13 protein-coding genes are annotated in these 14,576 nt (G+C 48.3%); 7 read left to right on the top strand and 6 right to left on the bottom strand.

Going from position 1 to position 14,576, the window contains the following annotated elements; all coding sequences use genetic code 11:
* The first annotated feature begins 2 nt into the window (after window positions 1-2).
* The 4 genes from atpA to HMPREF2871_RS05555 are packed head-to-tail and all read left to right on the top strand — an operon-like array spanning window position 3 to window position 4,322.
* Entirely contained in the window at window positions 3-1,550 is a 1,548-nt protein-coding gene (atpA, locus tag HMPREF2871_RS05570; RefSeq protein ID WP_003676111.1) for a F0F1 ATP synthase subunit alpha, read from the top strand.
* Window positions 1,551-1,574: 24 nt separating this feature from the next.
* A complete protein-coding gene (gene atpG / locus HMPREF2871_RS05565; protein WP_004519003.1) occupies window positions 1,575-2,450 on the top strand; it encodes a F0F1 ATP synthase subunit gamma in 876 nt (291 codons plus the stop codon).
* Window positions 2,451-2,488: 38 nt separating this feature from the next.
* Window positions 2,489-3,886 carry a F0F1 ATP synthase subunit beta gene (gene atpD, locus HMPREF2871_RS05560; RefSeq protein ID WP_003748111.1) on the top strand — a complete coding sequence of 466 codons (1,398 nt, stop codon included), beginning with the start codon at window positions 2,489-2,491 and terminating at the stop codon, window positions 3,884-3,886.
* A gap of 10 nt (window positions 3,887-3,896) precedes the next feature.
* Window positions 3,897-4,322: a F0F1 ATP synthase subunit epsilon gene (locus HMPREF2871_RS05555; RefSeq protein WP_004519002.1), complete on the top strand. Its 426-nt coding sequence runs from the start codon at window positions 3,897-3,899 to the stop codon at window positions 4,320-4,322.
* 372 nt (window positions 4,323-4,694) lie between these two features.
* Here HMPREF2871_RS05555 and HMPREF2871_RS05550 read toward each other — a convergent pair whose 3' ends face one another.
* The 6 genes from HMPREF2871_RS05550 to HMPREF2871_RS05525 all read right to left on the bottom strand — a co-directional run bounded on the left by HMPREF2871_RS05550 (window position 4,695) and on the right by HMPREF2871_RS05525 (window position 9,800).
* Entirely contained in the window at window positions 4,695-6,407 is a 1,713-nt protein-coding gene (locus tag HMPREF2871_RS05550) for a flotillin family protein (RefSeq protein ID WP_004519001.1), read from the bottom strand.
* Between the two features lie 239 nt (window positions 6,408-6,646).
* Window positions 6,647-7,327: a hypothetical protein gene (locus HMPREF2871_RS05545; RefSeq protein WP_049344987.1), complete on the bottom strand. Its 681-nt coding sequence runs from the start codon at window positions 7,325-7,327 to the stop codon at window positions 6,647-6,649.
* A 49-nt stretch (window positions 7,328-7,376) separates the two neighbouring features.
* Window positions 7,377-8,042 (bottom strand): YqiJ family protein, encoded by a 666-nt coding sequence (locus HMPREF2871_RS05540; protein ID WP_070629688.1) that lies wholly within the window; start codon window positions 8,040-8,042, stop codon window positions 7,377-7,379.
* 90 nt (window positions 8,043-8,132) lie between these two features.
* Complete coding sequence (locus HMPREF2871_RS05535) at window positions 8,133-8,576, bottom strand: hypothetical protein (RefSeq protein WP_049344989.1); 444 nt, start codon at window positions 8,574-8,576, stop codon at window positions 8,133-8,135.
* 1 nt (window position 8,577) lies between these two features.
* Window positions 8,578-9,246: a PspA/IM30 family protein gene (locus tag HMPREF2871_RS05530; RefSeq protein ID WP_049344990.1), complete on the bottom strand. Its 669-nt coding sequence runs from the start codon at window positions 9,244-9,246 to the stop codon at window positions 8,578-8,580.
* A gap of 53 nt (window positions 9,247-9,299) precedes the next feature.
* Window positions 9,300-9,800 carry a hypothetical protein gene (locus HMPREF2871_RS05525; protein ID WP_049344991.1) on the bottom strand — a complete coding sequence of 167 codons (501 nt, stop codon included), beginning with the start codon at window positions 9,798-9,800 and terminating at the stop codon, window positions 9,300-9,302.
* A 181-nt stretch (window positions 9,801-9,981) separates the two neighbouring features.
* Here HMPREF2871_RS05525 and polA point away from each other — a divergent pair, with 181 nt between their 5' ends.
* From polA to HMPREF2871_RS05510, 3 genes are all read left to right on the top strand, one after another.
* Complete coding sequence (gene polA, locus HMPREF2871_RS05520) at window positions 9,982-12,798, top strand: DNA polymerase I (protein WP_049344992.1); 2,817 nt, start codon at window positions 9,982-9,984, stop codon at window positions 12,796-12,798.
* 12 nt (window positions 12,799-12,810) lie between these two features.
* Window positions 12,811-13,491 carry a hypothetical protein gene (locus HMPREF2871_RS05515; RefSeq protein WP_049344993.1) on the top strand — a complete coding sequence of 227 codons (681 nt, stop codon included), beginning with the start codon at window positions 12,811-12,813 and terminating at the stop codon, window positions 13,489-13,491.
* Between the two features lie 395 nt (window positions 13,492-13,886).
* A complete protein-coding gene (locus HMPREF2871_RS05510; protein WP_004518991.1) occupies window positions 13,887-14,381 on the top strand; it encodes a GlcG/HbpS family heme-binding protein in 495 nt (164 codons plus the stop codon).
* The last annotated feature ends 195 nt before the right edge of the window (window positions 14,382-14,576 follow it).

The following is a 14,576-nucleotide window of genomic DNA, read 5'->3' as shown; positions in this document are numbered from 1 at the left end:
TCATGCAGCTTAATCCTGCTGAAATTAGCGATTTGATTAAAGCTAAAATCGAAAATCTGTCCGTCAATGCAGAAGTGCGTACCCGTGGTACCGTTGTTTCTGTTACAGACGGCATTGTGCGCATTCATGGCTTGTCAGACGCGATGCAAGGTGAGATGCTCGAATTCCCCGGTAACACTTTCGGTCTGGCCATGAACTTGGAGCGTGACTCCGTCGGTGCCGTAGTGTTGGGTGAGTACGAACACATTAAAGAAGGCGATACAGTTACCTGTACCGGCCGTATTTTGGAAGTGCCGATCGGTCGCGAACTGGTTGGCCGTGTGGTTGATGCATTGGGTCGTCCTATCGATGGTAAAGGTCCAATCAACACAACATTGACTGCTCCAATCGAGAAAATTGCACCGGGTGTGATTGCGCGTAAATCGGTTGACCAACCAATGCAAACCGGCCTGAAAGCCATTGACTCTATGGTTCCGGTTGGTCGTGGTCAACGTGAGTTGATCATTGGTGACCGTCAAACCGGTAAAACTGCCGTGGCACTGGATGCCATCGTTAACCAAAAAGGTACAGGCGTTATCTGTATTTATGTGGCTATCGGTCAAAAAGCATCTTCTATTGCCAACGTAGTACGCAAATTGGAAGAGCATGGCGCGATGGAGCATACCATCGTGGTTGCTGCAACTGCTTCTGAAGCCGCTGCACTGCAATACATCGCTCCTTACTCCGGTTGTACCATGGGTGAATTCTTCCGTGACCGTGGTGAAGATGCGTTGATCGTATACGATGACTTGTCTAAACAAGCCGTTGCATACCGTCAAATTTCTCTGCTGTTACGCCGTCCTCCTGGCCGTGAAGCATATCCTGGCGACGTATTCTATCTGCACTCCCGTCTGTTGGAACGTGCAGCCCGTGTCAGCGAAAACGAAGTTGAAAAACTGACCAATGGCGAAGTAAAAGGCAAAACCGGTTCTCTGACTGCGTTGCCAATTATTGAAACCCAAGCCGGTGACGTATCAGCATTCGTACCAACCAACGTAATCTCGATTACAGACGGCCAAATCTTCTTGGAGACCGACTTGTTCAACGCCGGTATCCGTCCTGCAATCAATGCCGGTATTTCCGTATCGCGCGTAGGTGGTGCAGCACAAACCAAAGTCATCAAAAAACTGGGTGGCGGTATCCGTTTGGCGTTGGCACAGTACCGTGAATTAGCAGCGTTCTCGCAATTTGCTTCCGATTTGGACGAAGCAACGCGCAAACAGCTGCAACACGGTGAAGTAGTTACTGAATTGATGAAACAAAAACAATTCAGCACATTGAACACTGCCGAAATGGCATTGACTTTGTGGGCGATCAACAACGGTTCTTACGCAGATGTTCCGGTATCCAAAGCCTTGGCTTTCGAAGCAGAATTCTTGAGTTTCGTACGTACGCAACATCCTGAGGTTCTGGAAGCGATTAATGCATCAGGCGCAATGTCTGACGAAAGCGAAAAAGCATTGACCGAAGCCATGAAATCTTTCAAATCTTCTTACGCTTACCAAGCATAAGTATTGAGATGAAAGGAGTCTGAAATGGCAGTCGGAAAAGAGATTCTCACCAAAATCCGTAGTGTTCAAAATACCCAAAAGATCACTAAAGCGATGCAAATGGTGTCGACCTCTAAAATGCGGAAGACTCAAGACCGGATGCGCTTAGCGCGTCCGTACGCCGAAAAAGTGCGTACAGTGATGAGCCATCTTGCACAAACTAATGCCGATCATGGTATCAAATTGTTGGAGCCGCACCGCGAAGTGCGTCGTGCCGGTTTCATTTTGATTACCTCGGACAAAGGTTTGTGCGGTGGCTTGAACGCAAACGTACTGAAAAAGTTTTTGGCGCAAGTTCAAGAGTATCAGGAACAAGGCATCGAAGTCGAAGTCGTGTGCCTGGGTAGTAAAGGTTTGGCTGCATGCCAAAGCATCGGTTTGAATGTTATTGCCAGCGCAACCAATTTGGGTGATACCCCAAAAATGGAATTGCTGCTCGGCCCTCTGACCGAAATCTTCCAACGTTATGAGAAGCATGAATTAGACCGTATCCATATGGTTTACTCACGTTTCGTCAATACAATGCGCCAAGAGCCGCGTATGGAAGTTTTGCTGCCTATCGGTGAAAACGTTATTGACGACGGAACAGGTCATTCTTCATTTACTTGGGAATACCTCTACGAGCCGAGTCCTATCGCCGTATTGGAATATTTGGTTCGCCGCTATTTAGAGTCTGTGGTTTATCAGGCATTGAGCGACAACATGGCATCTGAACAAGCCGCGCGTATGGTAGCGATGAAAGCCGCAACCGATAACGCAGGTAATGCCATTAAAGAATTGCGCTTGGTGTACAACAAATCGCGTCAAGCCGCGATTACCACAGAATTGTCAGAAATTGTAGCAGGTGCAGCGGCAGTTTAATGCCGTCTGAAGCCTGAACAGGAAATTAGGATACGATAATGAGCCAAGGCAAAATCGTACAAGTTATTGGTGCGGTGGTTGACGTGGAATTTCCACGCGACGCTATCCCGCATGTTTACGATGCCCTGAAATTGGACGAGAACGGTCTGACTCTGGAAGTTCAACAGCTTCTGGGTGACGGCGTTGTCCGTACTATTGCAATGGGTAGTTCAGACGGCCTGAAACGCGGTATGTCTGTAAGCAATACTGGTGCGCCAATCACTGTACCGGTAGGTAAAGGTACATTGGGTCGTATTGTCGACGTATTGGGTACGCCTGTTGATGAAGCAGGTCCGATCGATACCGACAAGAGCCGTGCTATTCACCAAACTGCTCCGAAATTCGACGAGTTGTCTTCAACTACCGAATTGTTGGAAACCGGTATTAAAGTGATCGATTTGCTGTGTCCGTTTGCTAAGGGCGGTAAAGTAGGTCTGTTCGGTGGTGCCGGTGTGGGCAAAACCGTGAACATGATGGAATTGATCAACAACATCGCCAAAGCGCACAGCGGTCTGTCCGTGTTCGCAGGTGTGGGTGAACGTACCCGTGAAGGTAACGACTTCTACCACGAGATGAAAGATTCCAACGTATTGGATAAAGTAGCCATGGTGTATGGCCAAATGAACGAACCTCCAGGCAACCGTCTGCGCGTTGCTTTGACCGGTTTGACTATGGCCGAATACTTCCGTGACGAAAAAGACGAAAACGGTAAAGGTCGCGACGTATTGTTCTTCGTCGACAACATCTACCGTTACACTCTGGCCGGTACCGAAGTATCTGCACTGTTGGGCCGTATGCCTTCTGCAGTGGGTTACCAACCGACATTGGCTGAAGAAATGGGTCGTTTGCAAGAGCGTATTACCTCTACCCAAACAGGTTCCATCACTTCCATCCAAGCCGTATATGTACCTGCGGATGACTTGACTGACCCGTCTCCAGCGACAACTTTCGCCCACTTGGACGCGACCGTCGTATTGAGCCGTGACATTGCATCTTTGGGTATTTACCCGGCAGTTGACCCGCTTGACTCTACTTCGCGCCAATTGGATCCGATGGTATTGGGTCAAGAGCATTACGACGTAGCGCGCGGTGTACAGTCTACTCTGCAAAAATACAAAGAATTGCGCGACATTATTGCCATTCTGGGTATGGACGAATTGTCTGACGAAGACAAACTGACTGTGATGCGTGCCCGTAAAATTCAACGCTTCCTGTCTCAACCGTTCCACGTTGCAGAAGTGTTTACAGGTTCTCCAGGCAAATATGTCGCCCTGCGCGATACCATTGCCGGCTTTAAAGCCATCTTGAACGGCGAATACGACCATCTGCCTGAACAAGCGTTCTACATGGTAGGCGGCATCGAAGAAGCAGTTGAGAAAGCGAAAACCTTAAACTAAGGAGGTCGGCATGAGCGTCATGCAAGTTGAAGTGGTCAGTAGCGAGCAAAACATCTATTCGGGCGAAGCCAGCTTTGTGGTGGTTCCGACCGTTCAAGGTGAGCTTGGTATTTATCCACGACACGAGCCGATTATGAGTTTGGTACGCCCCGGCGCATTGCGTTTGACTGTTCCGGGTGAAGCTGAAGAAGTGCTGGTTGCCGTTTCCGGTGGCGTTTTAGAAGTACAGCCTGATAAGATTACCGTATTGGCAGACGTTGCCGTCCGCAGTACCGAAATGGATCAGGCGCGTGCTGAAGCAGCTAAAAAAGCAGCCGAGGCAGGTGTTTCTGCAGCCAAAGATGATAAATCTCTGGCCGAAGCGCACAAAGCATTGGCAGCAGCCATTGCCCAGCTGAAAACTTTGGATTACCTTCGTTCGCAAAAAAACAAGTAATGTGGGTTCATCAAGAAAAAGCACAACGAAATGTTGTGCTTTTTTATTTGCCTGAAGATAAGCAGCTTGGTATTGAAATGTCGATAGATGAGTAGATGGCAAACTTGAAATCGGAACGGTAGAACCGGTTTTTATGACTCAATTGTTGGCGGATCATTTTCAAAGCAGTTAGTCTTGTTATTTGGCTAAGAATAGCCTACTCAATCTTTTTTAACCACAAAAAGCAGGGTGGATAATTCCTAATTTATTGCAACCGCAACAGATCTGAATTGATCAGTATTGAAAATATTAGAATTTGCGGAAGCCCTTGTATAAACAAAAGGCCGTCTGAAACTTTTCAGACGGCCTTTAAACCATTATTACGGTATTCATTTATGATTGGTCGATGGTTTTATCCAGTCCTTGGGTCAGACCGTTGATGTCGCCACCATTCAGTCCCAACTCTTTCAATAGACCGTCAACCAACGGAGCTTGGCTGCGGTAGCGCAGGGCGCTGTTGACCATTTGATCGGCAAGGCTGGCTTGTGTGGTTTGGCCGTCTGAAACACCTTCCGCACCGTTTGCACCACCGGCAAAGCCACCCAGACCATTGACTTGCAAGATTTTGATGTCTTCGATTTTTTCCATCGGGCGGACGGATTCGCGGATGATGTCCGGCAGGTGTTTTAAGAGGGCAAGGCGGACTTGCATTTCAACCTGTTCAACGCTCAGGACGTTGGCAGCCTCGTTTACAGCGCGGGTACCTTCTGCATCAACCTTGTATTGTTGCTCTTGCGCTTGCGCCAACAGAATTTTGGCATCGGCCTCACCTTTGGCTTGCAGGCGGTGTTTTTCGGCTTCGGCTTCGGCGGCAATACGCACGGCTTCAGCGCGGTCTTGTGCAGCTTGTTTTTCAGCTTCGGCGGCAACAGTGAGCGAAATCGCATCTTTTTGCGCGGCTTCTTCTGCGGCAATCAGTTCGACCGCTTTAGCACGCTCGGCGCGTTCGGTTTCGCGTACGGTAATCACGCTTTCTTCTTCACGAACAGCTGCGGCACGGGCTTTGTCGGCTTCGGCTTTGGCTTCGGATTCGGCGCGTGATTTTTCGGCAACGGCGATGGCGCGGTCTTGCTCGGCCAATTCGATGGCTTTGCGGCGTTCAACCTCTGCCTGTTCAACGGCTTGGGCTTTTCTAATGTCTTCGTTTTTAATATCGCGCTCGGCGGCAATGCGTTTCAAATCCACTTCGCGTTCAGCGGCAATTTTGGCTTCTTCCGCTTCACGTTTTTTCTGAGATTCTTGTTCGGCAATGCTGGCCTCTTGTTCGGCACGGCGGACGGCAATCTCACGCTCTTGTTCGAGTTTGGCGTATTCTTCTTCGCGTGAGATTTTCAGGCGTTGCTGCTCGGCTTCGAGGTTTTTGGTTTTGATTGCCAAATCGGTGTCTTGTTCGATTTCGTTACGTTTTTTGCGGCGGCCTTCGATGGTTTCGGTCAGTTTGGTCAAACCTTCCGCGTCAAAGGCGTTTTGCGGGTTGAAAAATTCGAAGCTGGTTTGGTCGAGGCCGGTCAGGGAAACGGTTTCGAGTTCGAGACCGTTTTTGAACAAGTCTTCACTCACGACTTGCTGTACTTTCTGAACGAAATCAACACGTTTTTCATGCAGTTCTTCCATCGCCATTTCGGCGGCAACAGCGCGCAGGGCGTCAACGAATTTACCTTCGACGAGGTCTTTCAGCTCATCGGGAGACATGGTTTTCATACCCAGCGTTTGTGCGGCGGTCGCAATGCTCTCGGCGCTGGGTTTGACGCGGACGTAAAATTCAGCCATCACGTCAACGCGCATACGGTCGCGGGTAATCAGCGCTTGTTGGGCAGCGCGGCGCACTTCAAGGCGCAGTGTATTCATGTTGACGGGGATGATTTCGTGCAATACGGGCAGCACCATCGCACCGCCGTTCATGATGACTTTTTCACCACCAAAACCGGTGCGGACAAATGAGACTTCTTTGCTGGCACGGCGATACAGACGGGTCAGGATGAGGCCGAGTACAAACAGCGCGACGAGTATGACGCCGGCGATAGTGCCGATGGAGACCAAATTCATGGTTTTTCCTTTCTTCTTGTTAATATGCCTTTGGGGGCGGTGGATTCAGAAGGCTTTGAGGGAAAGAGGCCGTCTGAAAGGGCTAAGAATTTTGGGTAGATGATAATTGCGTACTATTTCTGTTTTTTGCAAACCGTAGTGTGGGCTTTGTCCGCGATCTATTGCTGTTTGAATCAAACGATCATTCGAGCTGTTTGCTTCGTGAGCGAAGCCCACGCTACGGACTAGTTGTACCAAAACTATTCATCTTGATTAACCATTTGCGACATTTCCATTTCGTTATGATTTGTTTCTTGCTTTGCTACTATTTCTTTAGCTAAACGCATTCTCATTCCTTGAATCATGCAGAAAATAGATATTAAAAAAATAATGATAATTATGGAGTTTATGGTTATTGCCGTCTGCCACCAAGACCAATCTCTTTCATCAACAAACTTACTCTTAAAAACGACAACTATAAAACCATACCCAAATAAATAATATAGGAGAAATAACAAATAATTCCCAAGCCAAGATAAATTTCTTACCCATTTATTTTTATACCGACCTTTAAAAACGATGATATTTTTATCATAAGAATATTCTAAATATTTACCACGAACAGATGGATAATTATTCAAGAACAATGTTGGATTTTTTTGCTTTAAGCAATATAGTATTTCCGTTGCTGATAAATTTCCCTTACCTGTTAACGCATAAAATCCCTTTTCTATGAATAACGGATGTTCATATTCTTCTAAATTCTTATCTTTTTTCTTAATTTCAGACAAAAATTTTTTAGTAAAAACATAATCATCATGTCGGTTTTTACGTTTCCTATTAAAAGAGTTTGAAACAAAATTATTTGCAAGCCGCACAATTCCAAAAAAACCTCCTACAATAGCAACGATATTAGCCAATATTCCAAAATACAAACCCATAAATATCAATCCTTGTTCAAAAATTTAGATTTCTATCTTAAAAATAGCCTTAATCAACCAAGCTGCCGCTCGGATTCAAAATCGCTTTAAATGTATTTCCGTCCAACGACACCAGCAATACCGCATCTCCTTGTTTCAATACATCATCAGAGTCAGGTTCTACCATCACATAATGCTGTTGGCCGTAAGCATCTTTCACGCGCACCTGCGCCGCATTGCCTACCCGAGCTTCGCCCAATACCACCGTGCCGACGTGGCCGATTAAACTTTCCTGCAAAACGGCAGTGGTTTCATCTTTCGGCATAATTTTGTACAAACCACTAGCCGTTACGCGCACCAAGGGCAGGGAAAGAAACCAAACGATGACTGCTGCCAGCGTGCCATTCAGATAACTGCCGAATACAGTGGCAAAGGCCGTCTGAAACAGATAACCCGTCAGTCCGTATACGGCAAGAAACACCACCATCACCATCAACACCGGGATACGTCCGACATACAGCCAGCTCAGGAAACGCACGAATATGCCTGCGTCCGCCACATCCAATCCGACCTCGGCGTGCGCAGTTTCGGTCAGGCTGTCGGGCAACAGGTTGTCCAACCAGTCGCTGATACCGCCTGCCAGCATGGAAATGACTTCAAACACACCGAGCAAAACCATCAGCGCAATGGCAATGCCGAAGATTTCAGTTTCGGGGGCGTTGATTAAATTCCACATATTGCATTTCCTTATTCTTTTTAATTTTTTCTTTATTGGAGTTGTATTTGGAATAATACATTTTTAATGTTGGTGGGGTTTGTTTGGATTTTATCTATTTAATATAAGTAAATCTAAAAGCATCCACACCCAAAAGATATATGCAATCCAAAATAAACGGTGCTTGAAGAAGTTTTTAAACTGTATTTGAGTTAGGCATTTCTTCTCCAATAAATCTAAGAGTTTTTGCTGCTCTTGGTTGTCACATTTTTCCAAGATTTCGGTTTTTAACAATTTTATGGCTTTTTCAATAGAAACTTTCCGTCCATCTGCAATTAATTTGTCTCCATATTTTGTCTTCATGTCATTCATAATAATAACAGCATAGAATCCCATAATTAAAATAGCAGCAACTATTGCGGGTATGGGGTGATTATCACTAAGAGACCAAACCGCGATAGTTGATAACAGCAACCATGCAGCATGGTGATTCAACATCTTATGGCGGTAAGCAATCTGCTCAGCAAGCTCATAAATCTTATTAACAAAATTCATCTTATTTCCCTGCTTTCAATGCCGCCAATCTTTCGGCAATGCGGTTGTTGCGGCTTAAGTCTTCCAGTTCTTTCAGCTTTGCCAACTGCGCCGCATCGGTGCTGTTGTGTACCGCGTTCTGACGACCCATCACGCGGTCGAAAGCGTTGCCGCTTTTTTCAGCATCACGGGCAATGCGGTTGAGGTCGCTACCGTTGCCACCGGCTGTTTTGCCTGTACCCATGCTTTGCTGTGCGGCATGCCAGTCTTGCAACTGCTGCTGCATCTCGCGTTTTTTCGCCTGCAGGGCGGCGATAAAGCCTTCGAGCTCTTTTTCTTGTGCGGCACAGTCGGCAATGGTGTTTTCCAAGATGGGCAGACGCGCTTCGATGTCCATCTGCTCGGCGATACCCGCTTCGGCAAGATCATCGCGACCGGCATTTACGGCGGTTTGCAGGTTGGCATCGATGGCCTCGTGGCGGTTGCTTTCATCGGCCATTTTCTTGGCGGCAAGGTGTTTCTGCGCCAACACTTTGCCTAATTCAGTACGCACTTCATCTACTGCGCGTTCAATTTCGCGGATGCTTTCGTTCATGACCGCTTCAGGCGCGAGGTTTTCCGCCGCATCAATCAGGGCATGAAAACCGCCGCTCACCAGACGGCCTACTCGGCGGGATAGGGTTTCGCTCATTTGGATTTTCCTTTCACTAAAATGTGTTTGTTTCATTTGGTATGGCGGCAGTCTTAAACTTCATTTGCCTGCTGCACAATCTTCGCCAGTTTCAAAGTATTTTCAAGCTGTTGCAACACGGTATCGTCATATGCCGCGCCTTTGCCGGTTACGGCGAGTTGTAGGATGCTGTCGGTGAGGCGGACGATGCGCCACATCAGTTCGCGTTCGTATTTTTTCAAATCGTCGAGGTCAGCTTCTTCGGGCAGGTCGGCGGCGAGCGTCGCACCTAAGTCGGGAAGCTGTTCAAACAACCTCGCCACGATATGCGAATGCACTCCGGCCTGTTTTTCAGCGTGCAAGATTTCGTGTTTTGCCGCTTGGAAAAATTGCTCCTGCGCCGTCAGTGCGGAGCTGTAATCGCGTGTTTGCGTATGCGCCAAGCGAGCCAGTTTGAGCAATTCGCGGATTTTTTCAGACGGCGTATTTGCTCCTTCGATTTTAAGTTCGGCAATAAAATCAGCATCTTCCTGAGTGATGCGCACACTAATTGGGATACGGTTCGTTGCATTCATATTCGTCTGCTTTGGTTTGTATTCATTTGAATACAAATATACAAGATGGGATTCTGAGGCGCAATACCTGAAACCGTATATTTATGTAAACATCAGGCCGTCTGAAACTTGATTTTCGGTTTTCAGACGGCCTTTTCCTTTATAATCCGTACATTATTTTCATACACACAGCAGGTTCTCCATGTCCAACAAACCCACACTCCTTCTCGTTGACGGCTCTTCTTATCTTTACCGCGCCTATCATGCTATGGGGCAGAATTTGTCTGCGCCCGACGGTGCGCCGACTGGGGCGATGTATGGCGTGTTGAATATGCTGCGCCGGCTGCGTGCGGATTATGTGCACGACTATTGCGCGGTGGTGTTTGATGCTAAGGGTAAGAATTTCCGCCACGAGATGTTCCCCGACTATAAGGCGACGCGCCCGCCGATGCCGGACGATTTGCGCCCGCAGGCGGAAGCCTTGCCGGATTTGGTGCGCCTGATGGGCTGGCCGGTATTGGTGATTCCGCAGGTGGAAGCGGATGACGTTATCGGCACTTTGGCTAAGATGGCTAGCGAAGCAGGGTGGAACGTGGTGGTATCTACCGGCGATAAGGACATGGCGCAGTTGGTGAACGAGCGCGTGACGCTGGTGAACACGATGAGCGGCGAAACGCTGGACATTGAAGGCGTGAAAGAAAAATTCGGCGTGCGTCCCGACCAAATCCGCGATTATCTCGCGCTGATGGGCGACAAGGTGGACAACGTGCCGGGTGTGGAAAAATGCGGCCCGAAAACGGCGGTGAAGTGGCTGGAAGCCTACGGCTCGCTGGCCGGCGTGATGGAACACGCTGGCGAAGTCAAAGGCAAGGTCGGCGAAAACCTGCAAGCCGCTTTGGAACAACTGCCGCTGTCGTATGATTTGGTAACGATTAAAACCGATGTGGACTTGCACACCGAGCTTTCAGACGGCCTTGAAAGCCTGCGCCGTACTACGCCTAAATGGGCGCAGCTGGTTGTCGATTTCAAACGCTGGGGTTTCCGCACTTGGCTGAAAGAGGCGGAAAGCCGTATGCACGAAGCGCAAAACACAGATTTGTTCGGCAGTGAGCATATCGGCGAACAAGCCGCATTGGCGATGGAAACACAGCCTGAAAAACAACCCGAACTCGCCCCAGTCCCTGAAAAGCTGGATTATCAAGCCGTTACCACCGAAGCGCAGTTTGCCGCCTTGTTGGACAAACTGGCTCAGGCGGACAAAATCGGCATCGATACGGAAACCACGTCATTAGACGCGATGAACGCCGCGCTGGTTGGCATCAGCATCGCGTTCCAGGCAGGCGAAGCGGTTTACATCCCCGTAGGACACAGCCTGACTGCCGCACCCGAACAGCTCGATTTACAAGACGTATTAGGCCGTCTGAAACCGCATTTGGAAAATCCCGCCCTGAAAAAAATCGGGCAAAACCTCAAATACGACCAACATGTTTTCGCCAACTATGACATCGCCCTGAACGGCATTGCCGGCGATTCCATGCTCGCTTCCTATATCATCGAGAGCCATCTCGGACATGGCTTGGACGAGTTGTCCGAACGCTGGCTCGGCTTGGAAACCATTACCTACGAATCGTTGTGCGGCAAAGGCGCAAAGCAAATCAGTTTTGCCGATGTCGCCATCGTGCAGGCGACTGAATACGCCGCCCAAGACGCCGATTTTGCCCTGCGTCTCGAAGCGCACCTGCGCGCGCAAATGGACGACAAACAGCTTGAAATGTATGAAAAAATGGAGCTGCCCGTCGCGCAAGTATTGTTTGAAATGGAACGCAACGGCGTGCAAATCGACCGTGCCGAACTCGCCCGCCAAAGTGCAGAACTCGGCGCCGAGCTGATGAAGCTTGAACAAGAAGCCTACGCCGCCGCAGGCCAGCCGTTCAACCTCAACTCGCCCAAACAGCTGCAAGAAATCCTGTTCGACAAAATGGGCATCCCCACCAAAGGCCTGAAAAAAACCGCCAAAGGCGGCATTTCCACCAACGAAGCCGTGCTCGAACAGCTCGCGCCCGACTACCCCCTGCCCAAAATCATCCTGCAAAACCGCAGCCTGGCGAAGCTCAAATCCACCTACACCGACAAACTGCCCGAAATGATTTCCCCCAAAGACGGCCGCGTGCATACCACCTACGCCCAAGCCGTCGCCATTACCGGCCGCCTCGCCAGCAACAACCCCAACCTGCAAAACATCCCCATCCGCACCGCCGAAGGCCGCCGCGTGCGCCGCGCCTTCACCGCACCGCAAGGCAGCGTCATCGTTTCCGCCGACTATTCCCAAATCGAGCTGCGCATCATGGCGCACCTCTCCGGCGACAAAAACCTCATCGCCGCGTTCCAAAACGGCGAAGACGTACACCGCCGCACCGCCGCCGAAGTATTCGGCACTGCCCCCGAAAACGTCTCGTCCGAACAACGCCGCTACGCCAAAACCATCAACTTCGGCCTGATTTACGGCATGGGCCAATACGGCCTTGCCAAATCATTGAGCATCGACAACATCTCCGCCAAAAACTTTATCGACCGCTACTTCGCCCGCTATCCCGGCGTCGCCGAATACATGCAGCGCACCAAAGAACAAGCCGCCGCACAAGGCTTTGTCGAAACCCTGTTCGGCCGTCGCCTCTACCTGCCCGACATCCACAACAAAAACGCCAACGCCCGCGCCGGAGCCGAACGCGCCGCCATCAACGCCCCCATGCAAGGTACCGCCTCCGACCTCATCAAACGCGCCATGATAGACGTATCCTGCTGGCTTTCAGAGTGCGAAGCCTCCCCGTGGGACGACCTCTTGCAAAGCAAACTGATCATGCAGGTGCATGACGAACTGGTGCTGGAAGTACCCGAAGCCGAACTGGATTTGGTCAAAGAAAAACTGCCGCAGATTATGGCGAAAGTGGATGAAGGGATGTTGAACGTGCCACTGGTGGCGGAAGTGGGTGTGGGGATGAATTGGGAAGAGGCGCATTGAGACGGAGAAAATATGTTTTTTAAAAATAAAGATTTTGTAAGTATTAGTGATGTTAGAAGGTCAAAAAGGGAAAAAATAGAAACTTATTATGCTAATTTGAATTGGAATTTTCATGCAAAACCAATAATCTTAGAAGTAATCGAAGAGTTTGAATATGAAATTAAAGAAAAACTTAAAGATAGAGTATTTCATAATATATTAAAGGAACAAGGAAATGGAAGAATAAAAACAGATAAAACAATTTATGGAGATAGTATAACTATTTATTTTGGGCAACGTCCCCTTCCATGTAGACCAACTATTTTAAAACCAGGAGTCAGTATGGAAGTATTAGTAGAAAAAGGGCCATCATTAGTTTTTTCTTGTGCGTTTAATGGCTCCGTTGCTGCTTTTATCTATCCTCAAGAAACAGATTGGTCTCACTCCAGTCGTAACGCGTATGTTGTTTCGGCATGGAGAAACAGTAGGGAATTTAATAAATCCGATATTCGTAGGGTATTTAAACTTTTCATTCAAATTTATTTATTTGGAAGCTCTTATATATCAAGTAAAAAATCAGCAAAAGTTTATGCTAAATTAGAGGCAAAGCATTTACAGACTTTGGAAGGTAAAAATGCAATAATAGGATATTTATATTATTTAAAATATATTATAAATGGGCTAAGGAAAATTTATGGAATCGCGAAGCCCTAATAAACTGTAGTAGTTATAGGTCAGTAACTTAATATTTAGCAAAAACTATTCAGCAAAAGTTGGTGCTATTTCAAAAGCCAGTTGTAGGTCGAATACTTGGATCTGATAAAATCAGCAACCATCTCAAAAGTCGTTGGATCCAAGAATCTGACCTCTCCCAACCGAAACTACGTGCATGCCTTAAGCCGCTCACCCTACCTGAACATCACGCGAAACTGGGTATCGGGTGTAGGGTGTGTGCGGTACGCAGGCACGCGATGTTTGAAACCTAAAACCCATCCGAGGCCGTCTGAAAACCTATCTTATGGTTTTCAGACGGCCTTTATTCTTCCCGCCGATAGGCATACAATCAAAAGTGCAGTACCTTTCATTGATTCAATACAAGGAGACCAGTTATGCGCGGCATAAAATCAGTTGCATTGTTGTGTACTTTGGCATTGGGTGCGCCGGCGTTTTCTGAGGGTTTGACCAAAACGCTGCCAGGCGATTTGACGACGGCTCAGGCGCAGGCGGTGGTGCAGGCTTCGATGAAAAAGGCGCGTGAAATCAAGGTGCCGATGAATATCGCGGTTATGGACGCGGGCGGTAATTTGAAGGCGTTCGCGCGTATGGACGATGCGTTTATCGGCAGTATTGATATTGCGCAGAAAAAGGCGAAAACGGCGCGCTATTTCAATATGTCCACCCGCGATTTGGGCAAGGCTTCGCAGCCGGGCGGCGAGCTTTACGGTATTGAGGTGACCAACGACGGTTTGGTGATTTTTCCCGGCGGTGTGCTGTTGGTGGATAAAAACGGTGTTATCGTCGGCAGTGTCGGTGTGAGCGGCGGCTCGGTCGATGAAGACGAAAGCGTCGCGAAAGCAGGTGCGGCAGTATTGTCGGGAAGTTAAGCCGTAGTTTGAAACAAGACCCAATGCGTTTCTTTTCATGATTTGCGTTGGGTTGTTGAAATAGGTAGAGGCCGTCTGAAAATCCCTAAATATTTTCAGACGGTCTTTTTCTATTCCGATTCTCTATATTCTATTTGCCGTATGCTTTTATTCTCGGCCTTTTATCTCTTTTTTTCATGAATAATGTTGTCGGTG

Source organism: Neisseria sp. HMSC067G12, from assembly GCF_001812725.1.
Lineage (GTDB): Bacteria > Pseudomonadota > Gammaproteobacteria > Burkholderiales > Neisseriaceae > Neisseria > Neisseria perflava.
Note: the sequence above shows the minus strand (reverse complement) of the source record. Positions and strands in the feature narration are given on the sequence as shown.

Coding starts and splice junctions, on each gene's coding strand:
- HMPREF2871_RS05510 (WP_004518991.1), top strand. CDS start 13,887: ATGCGCGGCATAAAATCAGTTGCATTGTTGTGTACTTTGGCATTGGGT.
- atpG (WP_004519003.1), top strand. CDS start 1,575: ATGGCAGTCGGAAAAGAGATTCTCACCAAAATCCGTAGTGTTCAAAAT.
- HMPREF2871_RS05555 (WP_004519002.1), top strand. CDS start 3,897: ATGAGCGTCATGCAAGTTGAAGTGGTCAGTAGCGAGCAAAACATCTAT.
- atpD (WP_003748111.1), top strand. CDS start 2,489: ATGAGCCAAGGCAAAATCGTACAAGTTATTGGTGCGGTGGTTGACGTG.
- HMPREF2871_RS05550 (WP_004519001.1), bottom strand. CDS start 6,407: ATGAATTTGGTCTCCATCGGCACTATCGCCGGCGTCATACTCGTCGCG.
- HMPREF2871_RS05535 (WP_049344989.1), bottom strand. CDS start 8,576: ATGAATTTTGTTAATAAGATTTATGAGCTTGCTGAGCAGATTGCTTAC.
- HMPREF2871_RS05540 (WP_070629688.1), bottom strand. CDS start 8,042: ATGTGGAATTTAATCAACGCCCCCGAAACTGAAATCTTCGGCATTGCC.
- HMPREF2871_RS05530 (WP_049344990.1), bottom strand. CDS start 9,246: ATGAGCGAAACCCTATCCCGCCGAGTAGGCCGTCTGGTGAGCGGCGGT.
- HMPREF2871_RS05545 (WP_049344987.1), bottom strand. CDS start 7,327: ATGGGTTTGTATTTTGGAATATTGGCTAATATCGTTGCTATTGTAGGA.
- atpA (WP_003676111.1), top strand. CDS start 3: ATGCAGCTTAATCCTGCTGAAATTAGCGATTTGATTAAAGCTAAAATC.
- polA (WP_049344992.1), top strand. CDS start 9,982: ATGTCCAACAAACCCACACTCCTTCTCGTTGACGGCTCTTCTTATCTT.
- HMPREF2871_RS05515 (WP_049344993.1), top strand. CDS start 12,811: ATGTTTTTTAAAAATAAAGATTTTGTAAGTATTAGTGATGTTAGAAGG.
- HMPREF2871_RS05525 (WP_049344991.1), bottom strand. CDS start 9,800: ATGAATGCAACGAACCGTATCCCAATTAGTGTGCGCATCACTCAGGAA.